Annotated in this window: 14 protein-coding genes and 1 pseudogene; 7 read left to right on the top strand and 8 right to left on the bottom strand. The window is 73.8% G+C overall.

All coding sequences use genetic code 11. From position 1 onward, the window contains the following. The first annotated feature begins 37 nt into the window (after positions 1-37). Positions 38-3,889 (top strand): beta-propeller fold lactonase family protein, encoded by a 3,852-nt coding sequence (locus ACWGKU_RS22655; RefSeq protein ID WP_452178673.1) that lies wholly within the window; start codon positions 38-40, stop codon positions 3,887-3,889. Between the two features lie 8 nt (positions 3,890-3,897). On the opposite strand, the gene ACWGKU_RS22650 is transcribed toward ACWGKU_RS22655, so the two are convergent. Together ACWGKU_RS22650 and ACWGKU_RS22645 are read right to left on the bottom strand one after the other, a co-directional pair. Continuing rightward, on the bottom strand, positions 3,898-4,338 hold the full coding sequence (locus ACWGKU_RS22650) for a phage tail protein (RefSeq protein ID WP_401049464.1): 441 nt from the start codon (positions 4,336-4,338) through the stop codon (positions 3,898-3,900). Between the two features lie 30 nt (positions 4,339-4,368). Further along, complete coding sequence (locus ACWGKU_RS22645) at positions 4,369-5,889, bottom strand: phage tail sheath C-terminal domain-containing protein (protein WP_452178672.1); 1,521 nt, start codon at positions 5,887-5,889, stop codon at positions 4,369-4,371. Positions 5,890-6,179: 290 nt separating this feature from the next. Here ACWGKU_RS22645 and ACWGKU_RS22640 point away from each other — a divergent pair, with 290 nt between their 5' ends. Next, on the top strand, positions 6,180-6,869 hold the full coding sequence (locus ACWGKU_RS22640) for a phage baseplate assembly protein V (RefSeq protein WP_401049461.1): 690 nt from the start codon (positions 6,180-6,182) through the stop codon (positions 6,867-6,869). A gap of 15 nt (positions 6,870-6,884) precedes the next feature. Here ACWGKU_RS22640 and ACWGKU_RS22635 read toward each other — a convergent pair whose 3' ends face one another. The 6 genes and pseudogenes from ACWGKU_RS22635 to ACWGKU_RS22610 all read right to left on the bottom strand — a co-directional run. Then, complete coding sequence (locus ACWGKU_RS22635) at positions 6,885-7,718, bottom strand: hypothetical protein (RefSeq protein ID WP_452178671.1); 834 nt, start codon at positions 7,716-7,718, stop codon at positions 6,885-6,887. 142 nt (positions 7,719-7,860) lie between these two features. After that, positions 7,861-8,238, bottom strand: coding sequence for a hypothetical protein (locus ACWGKU_RS22630; protein ID WP_401054600.1), 378 nt, complete (start codon positions 8,236-8,238; stop codon positions 7,861-7,863). Positions 8,239-8,442: 204 nt separating this feature from the next. Next, positions 8,443-10,533, bottom strand: coding sequence for an ATP-binding protein (locus ACWGKU_RS22625; RefSeq protein ID WP_452178670.1), 2,091 nt, complete (start codon positions 10,531-10,533; stop codon positions 8,443-8,445). Continuing rightward, positions 10,530-11,159 carry a DUF4255 domain-containing protein gene (locus ACWGKU_RS22620; RefSeq protein WP_452178669.1) on the bottom strand — a complete coding sequence of 210 codons (630 nt, stop codon included), beginning with the start codon at positions 11,157-11,159 and terminating at the stop codon, positions 10,530-10,532. The genes ACWGKU_RS22625 and ACWGKU_RS22620 overlap by 4 nt, the downstream gene beginning before the upstream one ends. A gap of 165 nt (positions 11,160-11,324) precedes the next feature. Further along, on the bottom strand, positions 11,325-11,663 hold the full coding sequence (locus tag ACWGKU_RS22615; protein ID WP_452178682.1) for a respiratory nitrate reductase subunit gamma: 339 nt from the start codon (positions 11,661-11,663) through the stop codon (positions 11,325-11,327). After that, a pseudogene (locus ACWGKU_RS22610) lies at positions 11,658-12,251 on the bottom strand (nitrate reductase subunit alpha); the annotation flags it as partial. The pseudogene ACWGKU_RS22610 and the gene ACWGKU_RS22615, both read right to left, overlap by 6 nt. Between ACWGKU_RS22610 and ACWGKU_RS22605 the strand changes: the two are divergent. From ACWGKU_RS22605 to ACWGKU_RS22585, 5 genes are all read left to right on the top strand, one after another. Next, positions 12,216-12,401: a hypothetical protein gene (locus ACWGKU_RS22605; protein WP_452178668.1), complete on the top strand. Its 186-nt coding sequence runs from the start codon at positions 12,216-12,218 to the stop codon at positions 12,399-12,401. The pseudogene ACWGKU_RS22610 and the gene ACWGKU_RS22605 overlap by 36 nt on opposite strands. 135 nt (positions 12,402-12,536) lie before the next feature. Beyond that, positions 12,537-14,447: a glycoside hydrolase family 5 protein gene (locus ACWGKU_RS22600; RefSeq protein WP_452178667.1), complete on the top strand. Its 1,911-nt coding sequence runs from the start codon at positions 12,537-12,539 to the stop codon at positions 14,445-14,447. Positions 14,448-14,946: 499 nt separating this feature from the next. Continuing rightward, a complete protein-coding gene (locus ACWGKU_RS22595; RefSeq protein ID WP_452178666.1) occupies positions 14,947-17,991 on the top strand; it encodes a non-ribosomal peptide synthetase in 3,045 nt (1,014 codons plus the stop codon). 55 nt (positions 17,992-18,046) lie between these two features. Next, positions 18,047-23,617, top strand: coding sequence for an amino acid adenylation domain-containing protein (locus ACWGKU_RS22590; RefSeq protein WP_452178665.1), 5,571 nt, complete (start codon positions 18,047-18,049; stop codon positions 23,615-23,617). Continuing rightward, positions 23,614-26,766, top strand: a complete 3,153-nt coding sequence (locus tag ACWGKU_RS22585) for a non-ribosomal peptide synthetase (RefSeq protein ID WP_452191541.1) — start codon at positions 23,614-23,616, stop codon at positions 26,764-26,766. The genes ACWGKU_RS22590 and ACWGKU_RS22585 overlap by 4 nt, the downstream gene beginning before the upstream one ends. The last annotated feature ends 19 nt before the right edge of the window (positions 26,767-26,785 follow it).

The following is a 26,785-nucleotide window of genomic DNA, read 5'->3' as shown; positions in this document are numbered from 1 at the left end:
CCCGCCGGCAATGAATCAGAAAGGCCGCGATCCACCGATGCAACCACCTTCCGACCCGGACCGGACCGACGGGACCGACGTGCACGCCGTTCCCGGGAAGCTCCTCGCCGTGGACTGGGCCTCCGACACCCTGATCGTGGCGGCCCCGGACCCGCAGACGGGCCTCCCCACCGTCGCCACGGCGAAGACCGGTACCAACCCCCGGGCGGTCGCCGTGGGCGCCGGGAGCGCCGTCGCCCACACCGCCAACCACGCCGCGCCCACGGCGGCTCTGTCCTGCGTCCCGCTCGACAAACCCTCCGACGCCAAGTCCTACGGGGCCGCCCGAGGCGCCTGCGCGGTGCTGGCGGACCTCTACGACGACCACGTGTGCCTGGCGTCCTCGGGAGACCGCCTCGTCCAGGTGTTCCACGCCCGGGACACCGCGCCCACCGGCCACGTCACGGTGCCCGGCCGGCCGTTCGCCCTGGCGGCCGGCCGCAGCGGTGCCACCCGCGTCGGGGTGGCGCTCACCGAACCCGACAGCGCGGGCAGGCCGCTCGTCGTGATCGACCTCACCGACCCCGCGCAGCCCGCCCTGCTCCCCCTGCAGGACACCGTGCCCGGGACGGTGCGGGACCTGACGGCCTCGCCGGACGGGAAGTTCCTCTACGCCGTGAGCCGGCTCGACGACGGCTCCGGGAGCCTGACCGTCGTGGACCCGGCGGGTACCCCGCGCGTCATCCGAACGGTCCTGATGGAGGCCGACCCCGTGTCGGTTGCCGTCAGCCGGAACGGCCGTACGCTGGGCGTCGTCTGCCAGGGGTCCGCCTGCCTCTGGGCGGCCGCGCTGGACACGGGCACCGGGCTGCCCGGCGCACCCGTCGTCCTGCCCGTGGTGCTGAGGCCCTCAGCCTTGGCCCTGTCCTCGGACGGTGGTCTCGCCTGCGTCACCAGCCGCACCACCGGGCGGGTCAGCACCCTCCTCCTCGACCTCGCCGACCCCACCCGTCCGGCCGGCGGCAACCGGCGCGACCTCGCCGGCGGCGCGACACCGAGCCACGTCGCCTTCGCCACCGACGGCGCCCACGCCTACCTGACCGACCAGGGGAACCTGCTCACCCTGCGCACCGGGCCGGCCCAGGACGGCACCATCGACACCGGCAAGGACTCGCGGCCGGTGGCCGCCGCCGTCACACCGGACCACACGTGGCTCTGCACCGCCGACTCGGCGTCCAACCACGTCACGGTCACCGAGCTGGCCAAGGAAGGCCCCGCGAAACCCCTCACCCTCGTACCGGCCACGCTCCGACCCTGGGGGATCGCCACCGGCGCCGTCCCCGGCGGCGAACCGTTCGCCTGCGTGACGAGCCCCGACACCGGCACCTTCGCCACCCTCGTCCCGGAAACGGGCCACCGGCTCGGCGACACGGACCACGTCACCACCCATGTGATCGCCCTGCCCCAGGGGACCGAGCCCCGCGGGGTCGCCGTCACCCCGGACGGCCGGCACGCCCTGGTCGCGGACTCCCGCACCGGCCCGACGGCGAAGGACCTGCTGGTCATCGACCTCGCCAGCGGCTCCACCACCATTCCCAAGCCCGTCACCGGCTGCACCAGGCCGGTCGGTGTCGCGGTCGCCGACGACGGCAACACCCTGTACGTCTCCGACTGCCCCGAGGGGATGGGGTGGGGCGACGACTGGGGCCGCATCAGCGTGCTGCGCCGATCGGGCGAGGCCTGGACCCTGGACGAGGGCGCGTCCATCACCAAGGACAGCACCCACCTGCAGGGCCCGCACGAGGTCGCCGTCCACCGCAGCGGCAAGGTGACCACGCTGTACGCCACCAACTACTCCGAGGCCGGGGGCACTCATCCGGCCGCCGACCGCACCGTCTCGGTCTTCACCCGGAGCGACGGCGACACCTGGACGCACCACTACCTCAAGGGCAAGGACGCCAAGAGGGCGGTGAGCCAGCCGCACGGGATCGCGGTGTCGCCGGACGGGCAGCGGCTGTACGTGTCGAGCAGTAAGACGGGCACGGTGGCCCAGTTCAGCCTGGACGGCGAGTCGTCGGTTCTGGAGTGCTGGTTGGAGACGTCGAAACAGGAGGACAACTGGGCATCGCTGGCCCTCTCCGCGGACGGCACCTACCTCTACGCCACCTCGCAGAACACCGACCAGGTGTACGGCATCGCCGTACCGCAGGCGGCGGACGCCCAGATGACAGCCCTGGACAACCTGGAGAAGGTGACAGCACCGCGAGCAGTGGCGGCCTCCGGCAGCGGCACCCTGCACATCGCCACCCGCCCGTCCGGCGGGACCCCGCAACTGTTCACCGTCACCCTCGACCCCGACAACCGGCTGAAAGCACTTCACGCCGTCCCGGACGAGGAGCCGCTCGCCGAAGGCGGGTGCAACGGCGTGGCCGCCCTTTCCGCGGACGGACCCGTCTTCCTGACGGACGACACACCGGGCACGGTGGAGGTCCGCGGTACCCAGGTGAGGCAGCTGCCGCTGGGGGACGCCGAATCCCGGCTGTGGGACGTCACCTGCACTCCGGACGGGCGGTACGCGTGCGTCACCGACCGGAACGCGAGCAAGCCCGCCGTGCACACGGTGCGACTCGCCGACCCGTGGCCGGTGACGGCCGTGACGGTTCCGGCCGACCCGATGGGTGTCACCTGCTCCCCGGACGGCCTGCACGCCTACGTCGCCTGCCACCAGAGTAAAAGCATCAGCGTGCTGCGCCGCCCCCCGGTGCTGCTCGACGTCCCGCCTGTGCCCCTCACTCCGCCGGAGGCTCCCAAGGCCGCCGCGGCCCACCCGGACGGCGAGCACCTCTACCGGGTGTGCGGCGACGACGTCATCCCGGTCCGGCTGTCCGGCACCGACGACGGACAGAAGCTGTCCGTTCCCGGCGCGTGCGCCCTGGCGACCCGCGCCGGCGGGAAGTTCGGGTACGTCCTCAGTGCCGGAGCCCAACCGACGGTGCGGGCCCTGGACCTCTCCACCCCGAACGCACCGAAACCCACCGGAGCGCCGCTGGACCTGGGCACGGGAGCGACACCGACGGCGTTCGCCCTGAACCCGTCGCCGCCCCACCGGGCCTACGCGGCCGGCAGCACGGCCGGTGGAACCGGCGTCCTGTGGGTCCTGGACCTCACCGCGGCCGACAGACCGGCACTGCTCACCACCGTTCCCGTCGGTGTTCCGGTCACCGCCCTGGCCCTGCTCCCGGGCAGCCCCGGGCACCTGTACCTGCTGGCCCCGGCCGGTGCGTCGGGCAGCGCTCTGCATGTGTGGGAACTCCCCGCCGACGATCCGTCGACAGTGGTCGAACGTTCCCGGGCCCGGCTCGACCTGGGGGGCCGTCCGCGCTCGATGGCCCTGCACCCCGGCGGTGGTCACGCCTACGTCAGCACCGAGGACCACCGGGTGCACCTGGTCGACCTGACCGATCCCGGCGCTCCGGCCCCGGTCGGCAGCATCGACGTCACGGAAGCCGGCGTGCTGGCCGCGAGGCCGGACGGGAACGGAGCATGGCTCGTCCGGAGCGCCGAGGTCACCGGAGTGGGACTCGGCGCGCCGGCGGCGGCCGGTGCCCCCTGGACCGGGCTGACCGCACCGCAGAACCTCGCCGTGACCGCGGACGGCAGCCGGGTCCTGGTGACCGGCGAGAACAGCGGGGTCCTGCACATCGTCGACGCCGCCACCGGCCGGTTCCGTCGGTCCGTGTCGAGCGGCGCCGGCCTCGCCGGTGTCGCCGCGCACCCCGACCCCGCGAAGGAACGGGCCTACGTCGCCGACACCGGGAACGGCCGGCTGGTGATCGTCGACACCGCCGCCCCGAGGCGGACCGGCAGCCAACCGGTCGGCCTCGACGTCCGGCAGGTCATCTGCGAGTGACCGAACGGTCAGTCGACGGTGATGTCCTCGTAGGTGATCGTCACCTGCTCGGTGGCGGGCCCCGACTCGGCGGCACCCAGCGTCGGCCCGGTCCACCGTGACGCCCACGCGTTCGCCAGGTGGATGCGTCTGACCGTGTTCCGCTTCGCATCCATCAGCGAGACGGTGACGTTCTGCCGGGCACTGTCGAGATCGGCGTTGACCAGCGTCGCCTTGATCCAGTCCGTGAACGCCTTGCTCTTGTCCATGCCCCTGGTCACGGTGATCTCCCCGCTGCGCCGGGCACCGGGTTGCTTGCGCACCACCAGCTGCCCCGTCGCGGAGACCTGGCGCACCTCCACCACGTCCTGCTCCAGGGTCAGCCCGGACACGTCCTGGACCGTCTCCACCTGGAACTTGCCGAGCTCGATGGCGAAGGCGTTGGCACTGAACGAGTCACCTGTCAGCATCGTGATCCACTCCTCTCCTCGGTTTGCGGGTCAGCTGGTCTGGGCCGGCTGGCCGGTGATCTGCGTGAGGGTGAAGTGGACGAACTCCGCCGGCCGTACAGGAGCGACGCCGACCGCGCAGATCACCTTGCCCGCGTCGATCGTGTCGGGCGTGTTGTTGGTGTCGTCGCAGGTGACGTAGAAGGCCTCCGCCGGGGTACGGCCGAGCAGGGCGCCCTGCCGCCACTGGTCGGTGAGGAAGCTGGTGACGGCATGTCGGAGGCTGGCCCACAACCGCTGGTCATTGGGTTCGAACACGGCCCAGGTGGACGACTGCTTGATGGACTCGGCGAGGAAGCAGACCAGGCGCCGTACGTTCAGGTAGCGCCAGTCGCGGGTCCTGGAGCGGGTACGCGCCCCCCACACCAGCAGCCCCTGCCCGGGCAGGACCCGCATGCAGTTCAGCCCCAGCTCGTTGAGCTCGCCGTGCTGCGCGTCGCTCAGCAGAGTGGGGAGTTCCAGCACGCCCCGGAGGTTCTGGTTGGCCGGAGCCTTGAACACCCCGCGCTCCGCGTCGGTCCGTGCCCAGACTCCGGCGATGTGCCCGCACGGCGGAACGGTCGAGCGCTCGCCGTTCAGGTCGAGGACGGTCAGCCAGGGGTAGTAGAGGGCGGTGAACTCGGCGTCGGTCGTGTCCTGCGACGGGAGGAGACCGAGGAAGGTCTTCACCTGTTCGCTGTTCAGGTCGCGGGGCGGCTCCACCACGGCGACCCGGTTGCGCATGTCGGAGCAGTGGGCCACCACCAGGCCGACCAGCTCCGCGAACTTGTCGTGTGCGCCTTGGGCGCCGATCCACAGATCCGGGGCGGTGACCATCGAGACGTCGTGCAGGGTACGCAGCCCGGCCAGCCCGGTTCTCTTCAGATCATCGCCATTGAGCGCAGCCTTGAAGTCACCCTCGCGGCTGAGGGGGACGATGTAGCAGGCTGTTCCGCCGTTGGCGAAGAATCCGTACACCGCGTCCGGCAGGAACGACGGTCGGGCCTGCATGATCGCCCAGTATTCCTCCTGGATCTCGTCCTCGTGCTTCTTGGCCGCCACGAACGCCTTGACCGCGTCGTCCCAGCACAGATAGGCGTCAAGGGACTTGGTGAGCTTCGTGATGGAGTCGGAGACCACCTTCTTGTCCACCTCGGTGAGCTTGTCACCGTTCTTCTGCTTGTTCTGGACGGCGAGGAGCTTGTCGAATTCGGGTTCGGTGAGCTCCTTCGGCACGGCCAGACTCTTGAATTTCTCCTGGGCGTCCTGCCGCGACTGGTCGAGCTTCTCGCGGTATTCCGTGCTCTTCTTGAGCTCTTTCTCCAGGGCGTCCAGCGTCACCCCCGGTTGGTGGTGGAACAGGTCAATGAATTCGGTCCAGCTCCGTACCAGCCGTGGTGTCGCGGGATCATCCGGGGTCTTCACGGTGAAGCCGAGGAACGCCGGGGTGGAGGTTCCCACGCCGGTGATCGTGTGAATGCCGCTGGAGAGTTCGTCGATGTAGACACCAGGGGCCAGGGGATTCGGGGACATGGGCGTCACACCCTTGTGGCTCGGGCCGTCCGGCAGCGGGCGGCCGATCGGTCAGGTCACCCGAACCGGCGGAACGAGGGTTCCGTCGCGCGCAGGTCGTTGTGTGCGGCGCGGTCACGCACATGCGCCCAGCGAACCATTCGTGCACCATCGGAATGTCGCGACATGAGGACAGGTCGCCCGGAGGCACCACAGCCGGGACACGGGTGGGCGGGTCGGTGGCCGTAGCCGTCGCCGGGCGTCGCCTCGTCCCGCCCTCCCGATGGGGCAACGGATCAGCAGGAGGTCGTATGAACGCCGACAGCACGTCGCCGAACCACAGCGTCGTCGAGGCATGGGTGGCAGAGGTGGAGCCGGACGGCGGAAGCCGGGTCAGGCTCCGGTTCCCGGCGTCCGGCCGTGCGGAGCCCGGCGGTTGGTGCCAGGTCCTGGGAACGGCCGCGGAGCCGTTCCTCGCCCTGGGGGACCGGGTGCTGGCCGCGTTCGTCCAGGGTGACCCGGACCGCGCGGTGGTGCTGGGCCGCCTGCCCGGCGGGGAGAACGGGACGGACGCGGAGGCAGGCGAAGTCGGCCGACGGGTGATCCGCTCCGGGCACGGCCATGAAGTGGTGCTGGACGACTCCTCGTCCTCGGCGGCCGTCACGATCAGGTCGGCCGCCGGGCACGTGGTGGACCTGGACGAGGAAGGGTCCACCCTCCGGATCGCGCTGGCCCCGGGCGGTGCCGTCACTCTGGCGGGGAAGGGGGACTACGAGGTCACGTCATCGACGAAGATCTTCCTGAAGGCGCCGGAGGTGACGGTGGACTCGCCCGCCATCAACCTCGGCGGCGACGCCACCGCCCAGCCGCTGCTCCTGGGCCAGGCGATGTTCGCCGCGTTCAACGCGCACACCCACGCGACCGCCGGCCCCGGAACGCCGTCGCCGCCGGTGCCGCTGCTCACCCCCGCTGTCTTCGCCAAGAAGGCCCGCACCGCCTAGAAAGGCCCGCACCGCCTAGACGGGAGGCGGGGGTGGGGGAGGGGGAGGGGCGCTCGCCGGCGGTGCGGAGGGGGCCGGTTCCGGTGCCGGGGTCGCACCGAATTCGCGGTTGAGAGTTTCCATGATGGACTCGGCCCAGCTCCGGGAGACCTGAGAGGTGCCCTCCTTCTTTTTGAGGATGTTGCTCACGAAGAACTGCGAGGAATTGGACGAGCGCGAGGTCCAGTTGAAGGACTTGACCAAGCCGTCTTCTCCTTGGGCCACGGAGAACCCCACACAGTCCTCCTGTTGCAGGCCGATGATCTCGGCGAGCTGGGTGTGGCTCGGGGTCCCGGTGGGGGGTCGGGACGGGCCGGCGGCGATCCGCTCCGCCACCGTCCGTTCCTCCACCCGGGCCTGGTCGGCAGCTCGGTTGACGGCCTGCGCTCCCCGGCCGCCGCCGGCGGTGTGCACGACGGGCATGGCGCGGTAGTCGGCGATTCCGCCGATCGGGAAAGGGGTCGACCTCCCGGCCGGCTTCAGCGGTACCAGATGGATGGTGCGGGTGGGAAGGTGCACCAGTCCGGTGAAGGAGTTGTCGGGCGCGCCGTCTTCCCAGATGCGGCGGCTGACGGGGTCGATCCGCAGCGTGTGAGGGGGTGGCAGGCGCGGCTGTGTGAGGATCCGTTCGTCCGGCGTCCAGTTGGGATTGAGTCGGGCGTTCGGGGCCTCGGTGATTCCGTGGACGGTCAGGAGTTCCGCGATCCTCCGGTCGATCGCCGCGGCCAGTTCGGTGCCCGTTCCGGCGGAAAGACGCGCGGTGCGCAGTTGGGGAAGCGTCGCGTAGGCGAGGAACAGGTCCGGGCGCACGGGGCCGGGACGCCGGAACGTCGTCGTCGCGAGGTCGAGTGCGGGGCTGGGCTGCCTGCCAGCCGGTCCGGCGACGGGGCCGGTCGAGCCCGGGAGGCTTCTTCGGCGCGGAGGGTGGTGCGGCACTGCGGTCTCCTCCGTGTCAGACGTTGCAGGCGACAACTCGCCAGGTGACGAGCTTCACCGAGAGCCACTGATTGAAGTACCGGACCGCATCGCCGGGTCGGGCGAACCCTTGCGTGCCTTTCTTGGGCTTGGCTTTCACCCACGGCGCCAGGGTGGCGGTTTTCGCCAACCCGTAGGACATCACCCCGTCCTCGGGCTTCGCATGGACGCCGGTGTAGGAGAAGAGGTCGTCCTCCAGTGACACGGAAGGATCGATGGCGAACTCGACCAGGTACCCAGGCTTACCGAGATACCGCTCCGCGTACTGCCGCGTGGGGGACAGCCCCTGGTAGCCCTTCTCCTGCACCGGCATCTGATCCGTCCGCTCCAGATGGCGGAACTCCTCTTCCGTCATGGCTCGGTAGAAGCATGTTCGGTCGGTGCGGGACGGTGCCGAGTACTGGCTGAAAGCGGCACCCTTTCCGGTTTCCCGGGAGAAGGCGAGGAGGCCGCCCCGTCGGGACACCTCCCGTCCCGTCCTGTGGGCGGGCGGTTGCTGGGACCGGTTGTCGTTCAGGGGTCCGGCTTTCTTCGGGTGTGCGTACACGGGGAACTCCGGTCAGTCGGGGCCGGGGAGGGTGAACTTCTGCTCGTCGACGTAGCGGTTCAGCTTGTGGTGTTCGATCCGTACGGCGTCCAGCAGGTCGGCGGTGCCGATGGGCCGGCCGTCGTGGGCCGCGCGATAGGCGGCGGTGGTGGCGCAGCAGCGGATGTCCCCACCGGTCAGCTCGAACCTGCGGGCGAGCAGGGTGAGGTCGAGGCCGTCGGTGCGTGGCGCGGACGGCCCGAGGCAGGCGTCCCAGAGGGCGCGGCGTCCCTCCTCGTCCGGGAGGGGGAAGGGGATGACGAAGTCGAAACGGCGCAGGTAGGCGCTGTCGATGTTGGCGTGGAGGTTCGAGGTGAGGAGGGTGACCCCGTCGAAGGCCTCCAGACGCTGGAGCAGGTAGGCGGTGGTGGCGTTCGCGTGGCGGTCGTGGGCGTCGCGGACGGCGGTGCGGGTGCTGAACACGGCGTCGGCCTCGTCGAAGAGGAGGATCCCGTTGAGGCCTTCCGCCTCGGCGAAGAGGTTCTCCAGGTGCTTCTCGGTGTCGCCGATGTACTTGCTCATGACGGTGGAGAGGTCCACCACGTGCAGGTCGAAGCCGAGGTCGGCGGCGACCACTTCGGCCGCGAGGGTCTTTCCGGTGCCGGAGGGGCCGGTGAACAGGGCGCTCACACCGTGTCCGCGGGCGGCTCCCGGGCGCAGGCCCCATTCGCCCAGCACCCGGTCGCGGTGGCGCACCCGGTTGGCGAGGGCCCGCAGGCTGCCGGCGGTCGGGTCCGGGAGCACCAGGTCCGCCCATCGCGCGGCGGGATCCACCCGGCGTGCGAGGCGGGTCAGGGCACCGCCGCGGTGCAGGCGGGCCGCGGCGGCCAGGTCCCCCGGGGCCGGGGCGCGGTCCATGGAGTGGGCCTGGCGGCGGGCGGTGGCCACGACGGCGGGGACCAGGTGCGGCGCCAGCCGGTAGGAGGCCATGAGGCCGGCCACGCGGTCCGGGTCCAGGCCCGGCAGGCCGGCCAGTTCGGCGCGCCAGAGTGCGGCCCGTTCGGTGGCCGTGGTCGCGGGGCAGTCCAGGAACACCGGGGCGAGGCGGGTCGGTGCGGTGTCCCCGGGGTTCGTGCCGGTCAGGACCAGAGGGAGCACGCCCGCGGCTTCGGCGAGGCGCGACCACAGCTCCGGCGCGCGGTCGTGGTCGTGGTCGGCCGTGGTCGAGGGCGGCAGGACGACCAGCAGGACGGCCTCGCGCAGCCGGGCTTCCAGGACGGTAGCGGCCAGGAGGGCGTCCGCGTCGGAATGGGCGCCGAGGCCGTCCCAGTCCAGACGCAGGACCGGGTGGCCGAGTGCGTGCGCTGCCGCGGCGGCGACCGTCTCGGCTTCTCCGCCGGCGTGCCCGGGTCGGTGGCGGAGGTGGACGGGCCGCCTTTCGGGCGCGCCCAGGACCGCCGCGAGGCGGTCGGCGGCCGCCCGGACCGGGCCCGGCAGCGGTGGTGGCGTCGGGAGGGAGGTCAGGAACGGGCGCAGCCGACGGGGGAACGCGTCGTGGCCGAGGAGGTGGTCGGCGACCCGGTCGGGAACGCACAGGGCCCTGGACAGGAAGGGGCGGCCGGAGTCCTCCACGGCCAGCAGCCCGCCGGAGCGTAACGGCCCGGTGGGCGAGACGACTGCCCTCGCGGTGGTCGAGAGGGCGGGCACGCCGCTGAGGGTGAGGGCGAGGGCGACGGTCGCATGGGGAAGCGTCGGGTCGTCGTTGAGGCAGGCGTAGAGGTGTTCGAAGCGGCGGTCGAGGTCGGGGGCGAGAGCGATGAGGAACACCGACAGGTCGACGGGGCCCAGGCCGAAGGTGTGCGCGAGGCGGCGCAGCGGTGACGACCGGGTGGCGTGCTCGGCGGGCGATTCGAGCGTGGTGAAGGGCACCGCGTCCTCGTCGTCCGGTGGACCGGGGGAGCCCGTCGGCGTCGTGCGCGAGGAGAGGGCGTGGTGCACCCGCCGTTCCAGCGAGGCGAGCTGGTCCAGGAGGCAGGTATGTCCGGTGACGCCCGCCGCGGGCAGGGGCCGAACCGGGGACTCGGCGGGCGGGGCCTCGAAGGACGGAGTGGCGGTCTGTGTCATGGCCGGCCCCCGGTGGGCACGGTGGTGTCGGCTGACGGCCCGTCGTCCGCCGGGCTGCCCGTCCCCTCCGGGTTCTCCACCCCGGGGTGGACGGTGACGACCGGGTCGTACCGCACCACCAGGACCTCCGTCGGTGGATCGTAGGCGGGCAGCGGAACGCTCACCGTGACGTGCAGGGAAGGGGAGAGCGCGTTGTCCACCGCGTTCCACAGCTCGGCGTGCGTACGGTCCCCGGCCCACGGCAGGCCGACGTGGAACGGGGCCGTGGAGTCGGAGTCGGCGGCACCGAGGTCGAGGGAGCGTACGTGGGTCAGGGCGGCGAAGAGCCGCCCCAGCAGCTTGTGGTGGTCCTGTGGGGCGCCGCCCCACGTGCTGATCAGATAGGACACCCGGGCGTAGCGGGGAGGATCCGACTCCAGGACGAATGGAAGGGGCCATCCGCCGGCGCGTACGCTGCCGGCCTGACGGCGTTCCAGGTCCTCGCACACGTCGTAGAGATAGACGTTCACGGTGTTCGCCGCTGCATGGGCACTCCAGGCGCGGGTGGGCACCGCGAAGTCGACGCGCACGCCCGGCAGCCGGTCGGTGATGACCTTCTCCAACGCCAGATCCACGAGGTTGAACACCGAGTTCCCTTCGTCCCGGGGGGCCGGGCGGCGCAGTCCGGCCGATCCGCAGCACCTGCAGTGTCCGGCCTGGGCGGCGGACACGCCCGGCAGGAGGTGGGGGAGTCCGCCCAACCGGCCCAGCGGGAACTGAAGCCAGGCCGGCAGGGCCCGGCGGCCGCCGGCTCAGGAGTCGATGCCCTCCCAGCCGCGGCGCGGCGCGCGCTCGGCCGGCTGCCCGGCGGGGCGGCTGCGGTAGACCAGGTACGGGCGGAACAGGTAGAACCACGGCGCGCTGAACATGTGCACCAGCCGGGTGTACGGCACCACGGCGATCACCAGCATGCCGAGCACGGCGTGGGCCTGGCAGGTGGTGGGGACGCCGGCCCACAGGCCGGTGTCGGGCCGCAGGGTGAACAGGCTGCGGGCCCAGGGGGCGATGGTGGAGCGGTAGTCGTAGCCCCCGCTCGGGCCGGAGTTGGTGAGTTTGCTGTACAGGCCGAGGCAGATCTCGCCGAAGAGCAGCAGGTCGAGCTTGCCCTCCGGGGCCTCGTCGCGCCAGCGCACGTCGCGCGGACGGACCGACTCGGGGGCCTCGGCGGCGCGCAGACCGGAGTGGGTGCCGAGCAGGTGCCGGGAGAAGTACTCGGCGCCCTTCGCGGAGGGACCGAACAGGTTGGAGCGCCACAGGGTGAGTACCCGCGGCCAGTTCCCGGGGGCGTCCGGGTCCTCGCCGGCGAACCGCAGCGTCCCGGCCCCGAGCTCCGCCACGGTGGAGGCCACCGGGTCCTCGGCGTCCCCGAGGTCCAGCGGGTTGCGGTCGAAGGTCGGGTAGGAGGGCATCCAGCCGGTGCGGGCGGCCTGGGCCAGGCAGTCGGCGGCGGTCATCCCCCGGAAGGCCCCGGAGCCCAGCGGGGAGGCGAGCACCTCGGCGCGGAAGTGGTCGTAGCGCCACTGGTCGGTGTGGAGGAAGAACCACCCGGTGCCGATGGCCTGCCGCGCGGGGCGGGCCCAGTCGGCGGCCCCGGCCAGCGTCGCCCAGCCGGTGGACGGGCGGCACTTCTCCTGCCCGACGTAGTGCGCCCAGCCGCCGCCGTCGCCGCCCTGACCGCCGCGACGGCGACGCGGGTGGACTGGCTGCGCCCACTCGGCCGGGTGCTGCTGTGGATCTCGGCGGGCGCCCGGCTGCTGACGGCGGCCGGCTTCCTCGCCGCCGCGTCACGGTGGCCCCGGGTGCGCCGCGTCCTGTGGCGCGTCCGCTGACGTTCACCCGGATTTCGCCGGGAGGACGGCACGCGCCCTTCCCGTGCCTGAGGTTCCGTCATATCGTCGTCCCCCGTCGACGGCGCCGGTGCGCCCGGTCACGGCCCGAGCCACCTCACCACAGCGGGGACGATCATGAAGAGTCTTGCGGCGCGTCTGCTCGCCCTGGCCGCGGCCCTGCCGGTGCTCGCCGTCCTGGCGGCGGGCCCCGGGGTCGCGGCGCCGGACGGCGGACCCGAGGCCCGACCGGCCGCGTCCTGGACCGGACCGCTGAGCACCCGCGGGCGCTACGTGGTGGACGCCGACGGTGAGCGCTTCAAGCTGAAGTCCGCCAACTGGGCCGGTGCGCAGGGCACCTGGCAGGGCAGCGGGAGCGCCGACGATCCGGCGAACAACCAGGCCGGGCAGGTGTCGCACAACATCCCGCTGGGCCTGGACCGGGTGCCGGTGGCCCGGCTGCTGGCCGACTTCCACGGGCTCGGCGTCAACAGCATCCGGCTGCCGTTCGCCAACGCGATGATCCACGACACCGTCCCCGTCCCGGACTCCGCCGTCGCCGCCAACCCCCAGCTGCGCGGCCGGACCCCGCTCCAGGTCTTCGACGCCGTGGTGGCCGCGCTCACCGCCGACGGCTTCGCGGTGATCCTCAACAACCACACCACGAGCTACCGCTTCTGCTGCGGCCTGGACGGCAACGAGCGCTGGAACAGCGGCCAGTCGACCGCGCAGTGGGAGGACGACTGGCTGTTCATGGTGAACCGCTACAAGGCCGACAAGCGGGTGGTCGGCGCCGACCTGCGCAACGAGGTCCGCCGGGACGTCTGGGACGACCCCAACTGGGGCCTCGGCGACGCCCACGACGAGTACGCCGCCTTCGAGGAGGCGGGCAACCGCATCCTCCAGGCCGACCCGGACCTGCTGGTCGTCATGGAGGGCATCAACTGGTACGGCGTCCCCGCCGCGGGGTTCAGCCACGGCCGCCCGATGCTCACCCCGGTGCGCAACCTCTCCAACACCCTGATCGACTCCGGCAAGCTGGTCTACTCCGCGCACTTCTACGCCTACACCGGCCCGGCCAACACCGGTGCGGGCAGCGGCCCGGGATCCACCGCCGACCCGCGCTACCAGGACTTCACCCCGGAGCAGCTCGCCCGGGTGGTGGACGACGAGGCGCTGTTCGTCACCGGGGCCGGGCAGCACTTCACCGCCCCGGTGTGGATCAGCGAGTTCGGCGCGGGCGGCCGGGGCTCGACCGACGCCAAGGAGCAGGCCTGGCTGCACGCGTTCACCGACATCCTGGTCCGCGAGGACGCCGACTTCGCCTTCTGGCCGCTGGTCGGCTGGGCCGACGCCGCCGGCCGCCCGCTGGACACCTGGGCGCTGCTCTCCTACGGCCCCGACGGCAGGCGCACCGGCCTCACCGACCCCGGCGACTGGCGGGCCGCCGACTGGACGAGGCTGATCGACGCCCCGGCGGCGAGCGGCCCGGTGCCTGCGGTGACCCACTGGAACCTGCTCGCCCTCGACCACGGCGACCAGGACCTCTCCCGGCGGATGCTCGCCCGCGCGGACTGGAGCCCGGGCAACCGCAAGGGCAACTGCCCGGACGGCCAGCGGCTGACCGCCCTCGCTCGCGGCGACAGCCGGGCGCTGTGCACCGACGCGGGCGAACCGGCCGCCGGCAGCGGCGACTGGACCACCGTCACCGACGAGCGCTACGTCACCGGGGGCGACTGGGCGTCCGGCTACGACAAGCTCCAGTGCCCCGACCGCACCTTCGCGGTCGGCTACGGCGTGCACGGCAACGGCATGGCCGCCCTGCTGTGCGCACCCGCGGCCGCCCCGCTGCCGCTGAACGGCCGCACCCTCTGGTTCGACCGGGGCGACAACCGGCCCGCCACGGGCGGCTCGGTGGCGAGCGACTGGGCGCCGGGCCGCTACAAGGGCCAGTGCGCGGACGGCGAGTACCTGGCCGGTGTCGCCTCCACCTGGCAGCGCCTCCAGTACGGGGCCCCGGCCGCCCTGCTCTGCCGCCCGCTCGCCTGATCCGGAGCCGGCCCGGGGCGGTTCCGCGGCGTCACGCGGACCCGCCGGGGTAGCCCGGAGCGGCGCGCCCCGGGCGGGGCACGGCCGGGCGAGGGCGCGGGGCCCGTCGGCGCCCCGTGGTCCGGTCGGCGGGCGGTACGACGATGACGAACGATCAGAAGGCCTCCCGGGACGGCATTCCCGCAGGCTGGACGCGTTCATGACGCCTTTGTCAGCGGGGTGGACGACCCTTGACGGCGGTGGGCATCTCTGCCAACCTCTCGGCAGGTCTGGACCAAGATCGGTCTTTTTCATCGGGGGAGAGGACCGGCTCCGAACCGGTCGTGCGCAGGGGGGATCTGCGGGCCGGGAGGGTCGAGGCCGGAGCGGCCCGTCGGCCGGCCGGGAGCCGGTCGGACGCCACCCGGAGGCCGGGCCGCCAGAGCATCCGCGGTGCCGGCCACGTCGGCGCCCGGCCACGGGGAACGCGCCATTCACCGACTGCCGAATCGAGCCGCACATGCCACACTCCCTCCCCCTGCCCGCCTCGCCCTTCCAGCGGGGCGTCTGGTTCACCGAGCGCCTCGGCCGGGCGCACGGGGTGTTCCACATGCCCGTCCTGCTCTCCTTCGACCGGGTCGACGCCGAGGCCCTCGCCCGGGCCGTCTCGACGGTGACGGCACGTCACCCCGCCCTGTCCCGGGTGTTCGTGGAACGCGACGGCAGCCTCGTGCTGGAGCCCGGCCCCGTCCCGGTCCTCGACGTGGTCGACGCCTCCGAGGAGTGCGCGCGGGGCCGGGAGAAGCGGCTGGCCGAGGACACGGCACGACCGTTCGACCTCCAGGCGGGCCCCTTGGCCCGGTTCACCCTCTACCGCGGCAGCGGTGAGGCGGCGGAACTGCTGGCCGTCGTGCACCACGCGGTCTTCGACGGGGAGTCGAAGGACATCCTGGTGGCGGAACTCGCCGCGGCCTACGCGCAGGCCCTGGGCGAGGCCGCCCCGGCCGCCGACCGGATCCCGTCCGCGCCCCTCTCCCCGCCCGACCCCGACCTCGTCCGCCGGGCCGCCGACTGGTACGACCCGCGGTGGGCCGCGGCGACGGAGCCCGTCCTCCCGGGACTGCCGCACGCCGTCACGGCCCCGGCGTCCGGCGAGTCCGACGCGTGGCGGATCGACGCGCGGGGCCGGGCGGACCTGGCCGAGGCCGCCGAGCGCTGCGGCGTCACCGTCTTCGAGTTCCTGCTCGCCGCCCTGCACGCCCTGCTGCTGCGCTACGGCGGCGAGGCCGTCCCGGTCGCCGTGCCGCTGTCCGTCCGGACCCCCGAACAGGCCGGGGAGATCGGGCTGTTCGTCAACGAGCTGCCGGTGCACGCACCGGCCGGGGTGACCGCCCGGACGTCCTTCGCCGCCTTTGCCCGGGCCGTGCGGGCCGAGGCCCGTGGCGGGTACCCGTTCCGCCCGGTGCCCTTCGGTGCGGCGGTCGGCGGCCTCACGCCGCGCGCCGGGCTGGCCCCCGTGTCGTTCGGCTACCGGCGCGGCGCGGCCGCGGACCCGGTGTTCCCGGGAAGCACCGTGCGGGTGGACCGCGCGGTGTTCAACGGCGCCGCCCGCAACACCCTGCACCTCCAGGCTGTCGACACCGCCGACGGGCTCGCGTTCTCGCTCCAGTACGCTCCGGCGGTCCTGTCGCCGGAGGCCGTGGACCGGATCGCCGGGCACTGGACGGCCCTGCTGGAGGCCGCGACGGCCGCGCCCGAGACGCCGCTGAGCGCCCTGCCGCTGCTGGGCGAGTGCGAGCGGCACCTGGTGGCGGAGGAGTGGAACGCCACCGCCCACGCCTATCCGCGCGAGCGCGCGGCGCTGGACCTGGTGCGGGATCGGGCCGCCGAGACGCCGGACGCCGTCGCCGTCAGCGCGGGCACCGAGCGGCTGACCTACCGCGCGCTGGTGGAGCGGATCGACGAACTGGCCGCCGTCCTGGGCGGGGCCGGGGTCCGCCGCGGTGACGTCGTCGCCCTGCACCTGGAGCGCTCCGCCGACCTGCCCGCCGTCCTGCTCGCGGTGCACGCCGCCGGGGCCGCCTACCTGCCGCTCGACCCCGGCCACCCCGCCGAGCGGCTCGCGTTCCTGCTCGCCGACTCGGGCGCCGCCCTGCTGGTCGCCGACCGGGAGCCCGCTGCCGACGTGGTGGCGGCGGCACCGGCCGTCCTGCGCCTCGGCGGCGGCCGCACGGAACCGACGGCCCCGGGGGCGGAGCCGGCCCCGTCCGGCGACCTCGCCTACGTGCTGTACACCTCCGGCTCGACCGGGCGGCCCAAGGGCGTGGAGATCGGGCACCGGGCCCTGGTGAACCTCCTGACCTCCTTCGCGGACCGGCTGGGCTCGGGACCGCAGGACGTCTGGCTCGGCCTGACCTCGCTCTCCTTCGACATATCCGGGCTGGAGATCCTGCTGCCGCTGGTCACCGGCGGCCGGCTGGTCCTCGCACCGGACGGCGCCGCCCTGGACGCGCCGGGCACCGTCGGGCTGATCCGGCGGGAGGGCGTGACCCATCTGCAGGCGACCCCCTCGGGCTGGCGCGTGCTGCTCAGCGCCGGGCCCCTGCCGGCCGGGCTGACCGGGATCGTGGGCGGGGAGGCGCTGCCGCTCCCGCTGGCCCGCGAGCTCCGGGGCTCCCTCGGCCGGCTGATCAACGGGTACGGCCCGACCGAGGCGACGATCTACGCCACCTGCGCCGACGTCCCCGCGGAGCCGGACACCGTGGTGATCGGCCGGCCGGTCGCCAACACCAGGGCGTACGTCCTGGACGCCGACGGCCTCCCGGTGCCGATCGGGATCCCCGGAGAGCTCCACCTGGGCGGCGACGGCCTCGCGGACGGCTACCGGGGGCGGCCCGAACTGACGGCGGAACGATTCGTCGGTGACCCGTTCGCCGGCGGCCGGATGTACCGCACCGGCGACCTCGTGGCGTGGACGCGGGACGGCGAACTGGAGTTCCACGGCCGGATCGACGACCAGGTGAAGATCCGCGGCCACCGGATCGAACTCGGCGAGATCGAGGCCGCGCTGCTCGACCACCCGGCCGTCGCCGCGGCGGCCGTCGCCGTCCGCGAGCAGGCCGAGGGGGAGCCCGCCCTCGTGGGCTACCGGGTGCCCGCTCCCGACAGCGCACCGCTGCCCGACGCGGACCTGCGGGACCACCTGCTGCGCACCCTGCCCGCGATCATGGTGCCCCGGCAGTTCGTCACCCTCGACCGCCTGCCGCTCACCCCGAGCGGCAAGCTCGACCGGCGCGCGCTGCCCGACCCGCCGCGCGAGCGGGCCGCGGTAGCGGCGGAGGCCGACGACGTCACGGCGGGCGTCCTGGCGATCTGGGAGGAGGTCCTGGGTGTCTGCGGCCTCGGCCCCGAGGACGACCTCTTCGACCACGGCGGACACTCGCTGACGATCATCCAGATCACCGCCCGGATCCGCGCCGCCTTCGGGGTCGAGCTCGCCTTCGACCTGTTCTTCGACGCCTCCACCCCGGCTGCCCTGGCCGACGTCGTGCGAGAGCGGCGTTGACCGCCGCCGACCGCCCCTGCGCGTCCTCCCCGCTCCACGCCCGAACGGACTGCCGATGACCGACACCCAGGACCTGCCCGCAGACTGGTCCGCCACCAAACGATCCCTCCTCGCCCAGCGCCTGCGCGGCGCCGTGGCCCCGGTGCGGGTGGTCGAGCCCCGCCCGGAGGGCAGCGCCCCGCCCCTGTCCAGCGGACAGGAACGGCTCTGGTTCATGGACCAGTTCTCGCCCGGCGGGACGGCCTACACGCTCGCCCCGGCCCGGCGGCTGCGCGGCCCGCTGGACCGCTCGGCGCTGGACACCGCCCTGGCCGCCCTGGTGGCACGGCACGAGGGCCTGCGGATGACCTTCCCGGTCACGGAGGACGGCAGGGCCGAGGTCCTGATCGCCGAACCGGGCCCCTTCGCCGCCGCGTTCGTGGACGCCTCGGACGATCCCGACCCCGGCCGAAGAGCCGCCGACGAGATCGGGGCGCTGGTCGCCAGACCCTTCGACCTCGCGACCGGGCCGCTGCTGCGCGCCCTGCTCGTCCGGCTCTCCGCCGAGGACCACGTCCTCGCCCTGGTCATGCACCACATCGTCGGCGACGGCTGGTCGATCGACATCCTCAACCGCGAACTGGACCTGCTCCACGCCCGGTACGCCCACGGCACGGAGCACGAACTCCCGCCCGTCCCCGTCCAGTTCGGGGACTACGCGCGCTGGCAGCGGGACCGGCTGGACAGCGGCGCCCTGGCCGCCTCCCGCGACTACTGGCGGACCGAACTCGCCGACGTCCCCGCCCTGGAACTGCCCGTCGACCGCCCCCGGCCGCCGCTGCTCACCTTCGACGGCGCCGCCGTGGAACTGCACTGGAGCCCGGAACTCGCCCGCGCCGTCGCCGAGTGCGCCCGCGCCCGCGGCGCGTCGACGTACATGGTGCTGATGGCCGGGCTCCAGGTGCTGCTCGGCCGGCACACCGGCCAGCGGGACTTCGCGATCGGTTCGGCCGTGGCCGGCCGTCTCCACCGGGAACTGGAGGCGGTGGTCGGGGCCTTCGTCAACATGCTGCCGATCCGCGCCCGGCTGGACGAAGGACTCACCTTCGGACAGCTGGTCGGCCGGGTGCGGGAGACCACGCTGAACGCCTACACCCACCAGGAGGTGCCCTTCGAGCAGATGGTCGCCGACCTGGACATCGAGCGCGACGTCAGCCGCTCGGCGGTGTTCCAGGCCACCTTCGCGTTCCAGAACTACGGCGACCGCGCCGCCCCCACCGCACCCGCCGCCACCGCGGAGGGATTCGGGCACGCCGCCACCACGAGCCACTCCGACCTCGCCTTCTACCTGCGGGAGAAGAAGGACGGCGGGCTCTTCGGGCTGATCACCTACCGGACCGACCTCTTCGACGCCGACACCGTGCGACGGCTCACCGAGCGGTTCGAGGTCCTGATGACGGCGGCCACGGCCGATCCGGACCGGGCCGTCGAGGACCTGCCGGTGACGACCGGCACCGAGCACCGCGACCTGGTCGAGGAGTGGGCGGCCGGCCCGGCGCTCCCCGAGGACGGGCCCGGAACGCTGACCGCGCTGCTCGCGGCGGCGGCCCGGCGGGCGGGCGACCGCCCCGCGCTGGTCTTCGAGGACGCCACCGTCACCCACCGCGAACTCGACGCACGGGCGACCGCCCTGGCCCGGCGGCTGCGGGCGCTGGGCGTCGGCCGGGACGACCGGGTGGCGGTGTGCCTGGAACAGTCCCCGGACCTGGCGGTCGCCCTGGTCGCCGTGCTGAAGGCCGGCGGCTGCTACCTGCCGCTGGACCCGGAGCAGCCGCCCGCGCGGCTCTCCCACCTGGTGGCCGACGCGGACGTGCGGGTGCTGGTGACCGACTCGGAGCTGCGGGAGCGGTTCCCCGCGTACGGGGGCGCGGAGCTGCTGGTGGACCGCGCCGACCCCGCGCCGCACCGGGTTTCGGACGACGCGCCGCTCGCCGAGGCGTCCGGACCGGACGACCTCGCGTACGTCATCTACACCTCCGGCTCCACCGGGCAGCCCAAGGGCGTCGCGGTGCAGCACCGCGAGATCCTCAACTACCTGGCCGGCGTGCGGGAACGGCTGCGGATCGAGCCCGGCGCCCGCTACGGGCTGCTGCAGTCCCTGTCCTTCGACTTCAGCATCACCATGCTCTACCTGGCGCTCACCACCGGCGGCCGGGTGCACCTGCTGCCGCGGCGCATCGCCGGCGCCGAACTCGCCGCACACATCGAGGCGTCGGCGCTCGACTACCTCAAGATGACGCCCTCCCACCTGGCCGCGCTGTCCGCCGACGCCCCGCTCGAACGCCTGCTGCCGCGCCGCGCCCTGGTGCTCGGCGGGGAGGCCTCGTCCCGGGCCTGGGCCGCCGACCTGGCCGGCCGGGGCGGCTGCGCGGTGTTCAACCACTACGGCCCCACCGAGGCGACGGTCGGCGTCACCGTCCACGAGGTCCTGCCGGGGGAGCACGGCCCGGGGAACACCCCGATCGGCACCCCGCTCGCCGGCGCGCGCTGCTACGTCCTGGACACGGCCCGGCGGCCGGTGCCGCCCGGCGTGACGGGCGAGCTGTACCTCGGCGGGGACCGGCTGGCCCGCGGCTACCTGGGCCGTCCCGAGCTGACGGCGGAACGTTTCGTCGAGGACCCGTTCGCCGGCGGCCGGATGTACCGCACCGGCGACCTGGCCCGCTGGCGGCCGGAGGCCGGGGGAGGCGTGCTGGAGTACCTGGGCCGCGCCGACGACCAGATCAAGGTCCGCGGCTACCGGGTCGAGCCCGGCGAGATCGAGGCCGCGCTCACCGCGCTGCCCGGCGTCACCCAGGCCTTCGTCACCGTCCGGGGCGAGGGGATCCGGCAGAACCTCGTCGCCTACCTCGAACGCGCGGCCGACGCGGCCGTCCCCGCCGCGGCCGAACTGCGGGTGACGCTCGGCGAGGTCCTGCCGGACTACATGGTCCCCGCCCGGTACGTCGTCCTGGACCGCCTGCCGCTGCTGGCCCACGGCAAGGTCGACCGCAAGGCGCTGCCCGAACCCGAGGACACCGCCCCGGCCGCCGGACACGTCGAACCCGAGGGCGACACCGAGACGCTGATCGCCGCGATCTGGGCCGAGGTGCTCGACGTCGCGAAGGTCGGCGCCCTGGACGACTTCTTCGAGATCGGCGGGCACTCGCTGCTCGCCACCCAGGTCGTCGCCCGGCTGCGCCGCACCTTCCCCGACCTGCCGACCCCGGTCGGCGTGATGGACCTCTTCCGCTTCCCGACCGTCCGGCAGCTCGCCGGGCTCGTCACCGACCCGGGCGCCGACCGCGGACCGCAGCGGCTGCTGCACCGGCTCACCCCCGAACGCCGCCGCACCACCGCGAGCGTGGTCTGCGCCCCCTACGGCGGCGGCAGCGCGCTGATCTACAAGCCGCTCGCCGACGCCCTGCCCGAGGACTGGGCGCTGCACTCCATCGCCGTCCCCGGCCACGAACTCGGCGAGGAACCGATGGACGTCGACGAGGTCGCCGACCGGTGCGCGCGCGAGATCGTCGAGGGCGTCGAGGGCCGGATCGTGCTGTACGGGCACTGCGGGGTCGGCGTGCGCCTCGCCGTCGAGATCGCCCGCCGGGTCGAGGCCGCCGGCCGGGAGATCGACGCCGTCCACCTCGGCGGCATCTTCCCCTTCGCCCGCCCCAGGGGACGCGGCGCGGCCGTCGGCGAGCGGTGGGCCGAACTCCTCGACCGGATGCGCAGCGACCAGGACATGATCAACGGTCTGGCCGCCGCCGGGATGGACACCGACGACCTGGACCCGGAGCAGCTGCGGCTGATCGTCCGCAACCGCCGCACCGGCACCAAGGACGTCGAACGGTACTTCACCCGGATGTTCGGGACCGAGGGCGGACGGATCAAGGCCCCCGTGATCGCGGTCTGCGGCGACCGCGACCCGGCCACCGAGTTCTACCAGGAGCGCTTCCGCGAGTGGCACCGGATCGCCGACACCACCGCCGTGGTGGTCCTCGACGAGGCCGGCCACTTCTACCTCAAGTACCGGGCCGCCGAACTCGCGGCCGTCGTCACCGGCGTCCACCGGTCGATCGCCGCGGGGCAGGAGGACCGCCACCGTCGGACGGACGGCGCCACCTGGTGGCTGGCCGGGCTCTCCCGGGGCGCCGAACGGCCGGTCACGCAGGACGCGCAGGCGCCCGTCCGCCCGACCATGCGCCGCTTCCTCACCGTCGCCTCCGGGCAGCAGGTGTCGATGATCGGATCGGCGCTCACCGAGTTCGCCCTCCCGGTCTGGATCTACCTGCGCACCGGCTCCCTCGCCCAGTTCGGGCTGCTGGCCGCCTGCGGCCTGGTGCCCGGCATCCTCGCCGCCCCGATCGCCGGCGCGATCGTCGACCGGGGCGACCGGCGCCGGACCATGCTCCTCGGCGACCTCGCCGCCGGCCTCACCCAGGTCGTCCTGCTCCTGCTGTACGCCACCGGCGGACTGGAGGTCTGGCACGCCTACGCGCTCGTCGCCGTGCTGTCCGCCGCCCTCTCCTTCCAACGGCTCGCCTGGAACGCGGCCGTGCCGCAGCTCGTCCCCAAGCGCTACCTCGGCCGCGCCAACGGCGTGGTCCAGATGGCCTTCGGCCTCGCCCAGTTCCTCGTCCCGCTGTTCGCCGTCGGCCTGCTCGCCGCCATCGGACTCGGCGGCATCCTCGCCCTCGACGTGGCCGGCTACGCGGTCGCCGTCGGCGTCACCCTGGCCGTGCGCTTCCCGGACGTGATGGGCTCCACCCGGCGGGAGAGCATTCCCGCCGAGATCCGCGAAGGCTTCCGACGGGCCCTCGGCAGCAGCCACTTCCGCGCGATGCTGCTGTACTTCGCGGTCCTGAACGTCTTCCTCTCCCCGCTGTTCCTGCTCACCACCCCGCTCGTGCTCTCCTTCGCCCCGCTCTCCGCGGCCGGCTGGGTGTCCACGGCGGCCGGCCTCGGCGCCGTGCTCGGCGGGATCACCCTGGTGGCCTGGGGCGGACCGCGCCGACGGAAGCTGCGCGGGGTGCTGCTCGCCACCCTGGCGGTCGCCGGGGCCTGCCTGCTCACCGGGCTGCGCCCGTCGATCTGGACGGTCGCCCTCGGCGCGTTCGGCATGACCTTCGCGCTCGCCCTGCTCAACGGCGCCTACGCGACCATCGTGCAGACCAAGGTGCCGCTGCGCTTCCACGGCCGGGTGATCGCGGTCAACACCATGGTCGCCTGGTCGACCCTGCCGGTCGGGTTCGCCGTCGTCGCCCCCTTCGGCCCCGGACTCCTCCAGCCGCTGATGGACCGCGGCGGCGCCCTCGCCTCCACCGTCGGCCGGCTCATCGGCACCGGCGAGGGCCGCGGCATCGGACTGCTCTACCTGCTGTTCGGCCTCGCCATGGCCGCCCTCGCGCTGGTCTGCCTGGCCGTCCCGGTGCTGCGGCACTTCGACCGGGACGTCCCCGACGCCGAGCCCGACGACCTGGTCGGCCTGAAGGCCATCCAGGACCGGGCCGCCGGCACCGCCCGGCCGTCCAGTGACGCCGACGCCGACGCCGCCGCCGCGCCCACCCTCCCGCACCGCTCCGAGACCGAGGTGACCGTCCGGTGACCACCACCGCCACCCACCCGTTGACCGCCGAACAGCGCCGGCTCTGGTTCCTCCAGCAGCTCCACCCGGACGACGCCGGCTTCAACATGTACCTCAACCGGCGCTGGACCGGGCCGATCGACCCGCGGGCCCTGCGCACCGCCCTCGGCCGACTGGCCGAACGGCACGAGATCCTCCGCACCCGCTTCGGGTACGACGACCCCGAGGCCGCGGAGCCCGTCCAACTGGTCCAGCCCCCCGCCGCGATCGACCTGGTCGTCCTCCGCCTGCCCGAGGGAGCCACCGAGGCGGACTTCACCGACGCCTGCCGCCCGTACGTCAACGCGCCGTTCGACCTCGCCGCCGCGCCGCCCCTGCGCGCGACCCTGATCAGCGCGGGGGAGCGGGAACACGCGGTCAGCGTCGTCGTCCACCACATCGTCGCCGACGGCTGGTCCTTCCGCACGATGTGGCGCGAACTGCTGGCCCTCTACCGCGAGGCGATCGGCGAGGCACCGGCCGATCTTCCCGAACTCCCCTTGCAGTACGGCGACTTCGCCCGCGCCGAACAGGCCAGGACCGGCGGGGAGGCGGGCGAGGAGGCGTTCCGGTTCTGGGCGGACCGGCTCGCCGGCACCGGAGCGCTGCGCCTGCCGTTCGACCGGCCGAGACCGTCGGACCCCACCAGACCCGCCGGCTTCGTCACCGTCGACCTCGGCCCCGAGCTGACCGCCGCCCTCGACCGGCTGGCCCGCCAGGAGCGGTGCACCCCGTTCATGGTGCTGCTCACCGGCTACCAGTGCGTGCTCGCCCGCTGGACCGGCTGCCGGGACTTCGTGGTCGGCACCCCGCTGGCGGGCCGCACCGAGGCGGCGCACGAAGCGCTGCTCGGCTACTTCAACCGCACCGCGGTGATCAGGTCGGACCTGACCGGGGACCCCGACTTCCGCGGGGTGCTGAAGCGGACCAGGTCCGCCGCGCTCGCCGCCCTGAGCCGTCCCGACGCCCCGGCCGAGCGGCTCGCCGCCCACCTCGGCCTGCCCGCGGACACCGGAGCCGGACCGCTCTACCAGGCCGTCTTCGTCCACCAGAGCCAGAACGACCTCGCGGACGGCTCCGGCGAACCCGCGCTGCCCGCGGGCGTCCGCACCGCGAGCATGGACTCCGGCTTCGAGCAGGCCAAGACCGACCTGCTGCTCGACAGCTGGCGCACCGCCGACGGCGGCATCACGCTCTCCTTCTGCTACGACCGCGAGCTCTTCGACCGGGAGACCGTCGAGGCGCTCGGCGGCCGGTGCCGCGAGCTGTACACGCGGATCGTCGAGGACCCGGAACTCCCCCTGCACGGCGAATGGTTCGTCGGAGCGCGGGAGCGGGCGGCGCTGCTCGCCCTGGGCGCGGGGCCGACGGCTCCCGCCACCGTGCGAACGGTGCTGGAGCGGTTCGCGGACCAGGTCGCCGCGCGGCCGGACGCGCCCGCCCTGGACTGCGACGGCCGGACGCTGTCCTACGCCGAACTCGACCGGCGGTCCACCGAACTGGCGCACCGGCTCGGCCCGGTGGCCGGCCGGGTGGTCGCGGTGTCGATGGCGCCCTCCTTCGACCTGGTCGTCGCCCTGACCGCGGTCTGGAAGGCCGGCGCCGCCTACCTCCCGCTCGACCCGGCCCACCCCGAGGACCGCCGCGCCCTGATGGTCCGCGAGGCCGACGCCGTCCTCACCCTCACCGGCGCGGACCTGCCCGGCGCCGGTACCGCCGATCTGCCCGGCGCCGGGACCGCCGACCTCGCCCGGCCCGACCCGCGGGGCCTGGCCTACGTCCTCTACACCTCCGGGTCCACCGGCACGCCGAAGGCCGTCGCCGTCGACCATTCGGCGGTGTCCGCCCGGGTCGACTGGATGACGGGCCCGGACGGCTACGCGCTGGGCCCCGCCGACCGGATCGTCCAGTTCGCCTCCCTCGGCTTCGACACCCACGTGGAGGAGCTCTGGCCGGCCCTGGCGGCCGGGGCGTGCGTGGTGCTGCTGCCCGGCGGCGGCCGGACCCTGCCCGACCTGCTGGACGGCCCGTCCGGCCGGTCCGTCACCGTGCTCGACCTGCCGACCGCCTACTGGGAGGAGCTCGTCGGCCTCGGCGAGCAGACCCGCTGGCCGGAGGCACTGCGCCTGGTGGTCATCGGCGGTTCCGAGGCGCGCGCCGACACGGTCGCCCGGTGGCGCCGACGGCACGGGGACGCCGTCCGGCTCGTGAACACCTACGGCCCCACCGAGGCCACCGTGATCGTCACCGCGGCCGAGCTGACGGCGGCCGACACCGAGCGCCGGCCCTCGCTGGGCCGCCCGCTGCCCGGGGTCGGGCTGCACGTGCTGGACGAGCGCGGCGGGCTGCTGCCCCGGGGAGCCGAGGGCGAGCTGTACATCGGCGGCAGCGGCCTGGCCCGGGGCTACCTGGGCCGGCCCGACCTGACCGCGGCCGCCTTCGTGCCCGATCCGTTCCTCGGCGGCGTGATGTACCGCACCGGGGACCGCGCCCGGTGGCGGGCGGACGGCCGGCTGGAGTTCCTGGGGCGCGGCGACGCCCAGCTGAAGCTGCGCGGCTACCGGATCGAGCCCGCGGAGATCGAGTCCGCGCTGACCGCGCACCCGGCCGTCGCGCAGGCCGCCGTGCTGGTCCGCGACGGCCGGAGACTGCTGGCGTACGCCGTCCCGTGCCCGGGTGCCGAGCCCGGACCGGCCGAGCTGCGCGAGCACCTCGCCCTGCGGCTTCCCGCCTACATGGTCCCGGACACCGTGCTCACCCTGGCCCGGCTGCCGCTGACCCCGAACGGCAAACCCGACCTCGCGGCCCTGCCCGACCCCGGGCCGGCCGCCGGGTCGGGCTACGTCGCGCCGCGCACCGACGCCGAGCAGCTGGTCACCGACCTGTGGCAGGAGGTCCTCGGAGTCCCGCGGGTCGGGGTGTTCGACGACTTCCTCGCGCTCGGCGGGGACTCCCTCCTGGTCACCCGGGTCGCCGCGCGGATCCGGGCCGGGATCGGACTCGACATCCCCATCCGCGACGTGTTCGACAGCAGCACACCGGCCGCCCTCGCGGCCCGGATCGAGGCGCTGCTGATCGCGGAGATCGACGCGCTCACCGAGGAGGAGGCGGCCGGGCGCCTCTCCGGCTGAGCGGGCGGGGCCCGGCTTC

The organism is Kitasatospora sp. NPDC054768 (genome assembly GCF_053612025.1).
This window is presented reverse-complemented; position numbering and strand designations above follow the sequence as displayed.

Excerpts from the sequence above, each read along its gene's own strand:
- ACWGKU_RS22630 (WP_401054600.1), bottom strand. The coding sequence starts at position 8,238 with ATGACGGAAGAGGAGTTCCGCCATCTGGAGCGGACGGATCAGATGCCG.
- ACWGKU_RS22600 (WP_452178667.1), top strand. The coding sequence starts at position 12,537 with ATGAAGAGTCTTGCGGCGCGTCTGCTCGCCCTGGCCGCGGCCCTGCCG.
- ACWGKU_RS22640 (WP_401049461.1), top strand. The coding sequence starts at position 6,180 with ATGAACGCCGACAGCACGTCGCCGAACCACAGCGTCGTCGAGGCATGG.
- ACWGKU_RS22645 (WP_452178672.1), bottom strand. The coding sequence starts at position 5,889 with ATGTCCCCGAATCCCCTGGCCCCTGGTGTCTACATCGACGAACTCTCC.
- ACWGKU_RS22590 (WP_452178665.1), top strand. The coding sequence starts at position 18,047 with ATGACCGACACCCAGGACCTGCCCGCAGACTGGTCCGCCACCAAACGA.
- ACWGKU_RS22655 (WP_452178673.1), top strand. The coding sequence starts at position 38 with ATGCAACCACCTTCCGACCCGGACCGGACCGACGGGACCGACGTGCAC.
- ACWGKU_RS22650 (WP_401049464.1), bottom strand. The coding sequence starts at position 4,338 with ATGCTGACAGGTGACTCGTTCAGTGCCAACGCCTTCGCCATCGAGCTC.
- ACWGKU_RS22595 (WP_452178666.1), top strand. The coding sequence starts at position 14,947 with ATGCCACACTCCCTCCCCCTGCCCGCCTCGCCCTTCCAGCGGGGCGTC.
- ACWGKU_RS22625 (WP_452178670.1), bottom strand. The coding sequence starts at position 10,533 with ATGACACAGACCGCCACTCCGTCCTTCGAGGCCCCGCCCGCCGAGTCC.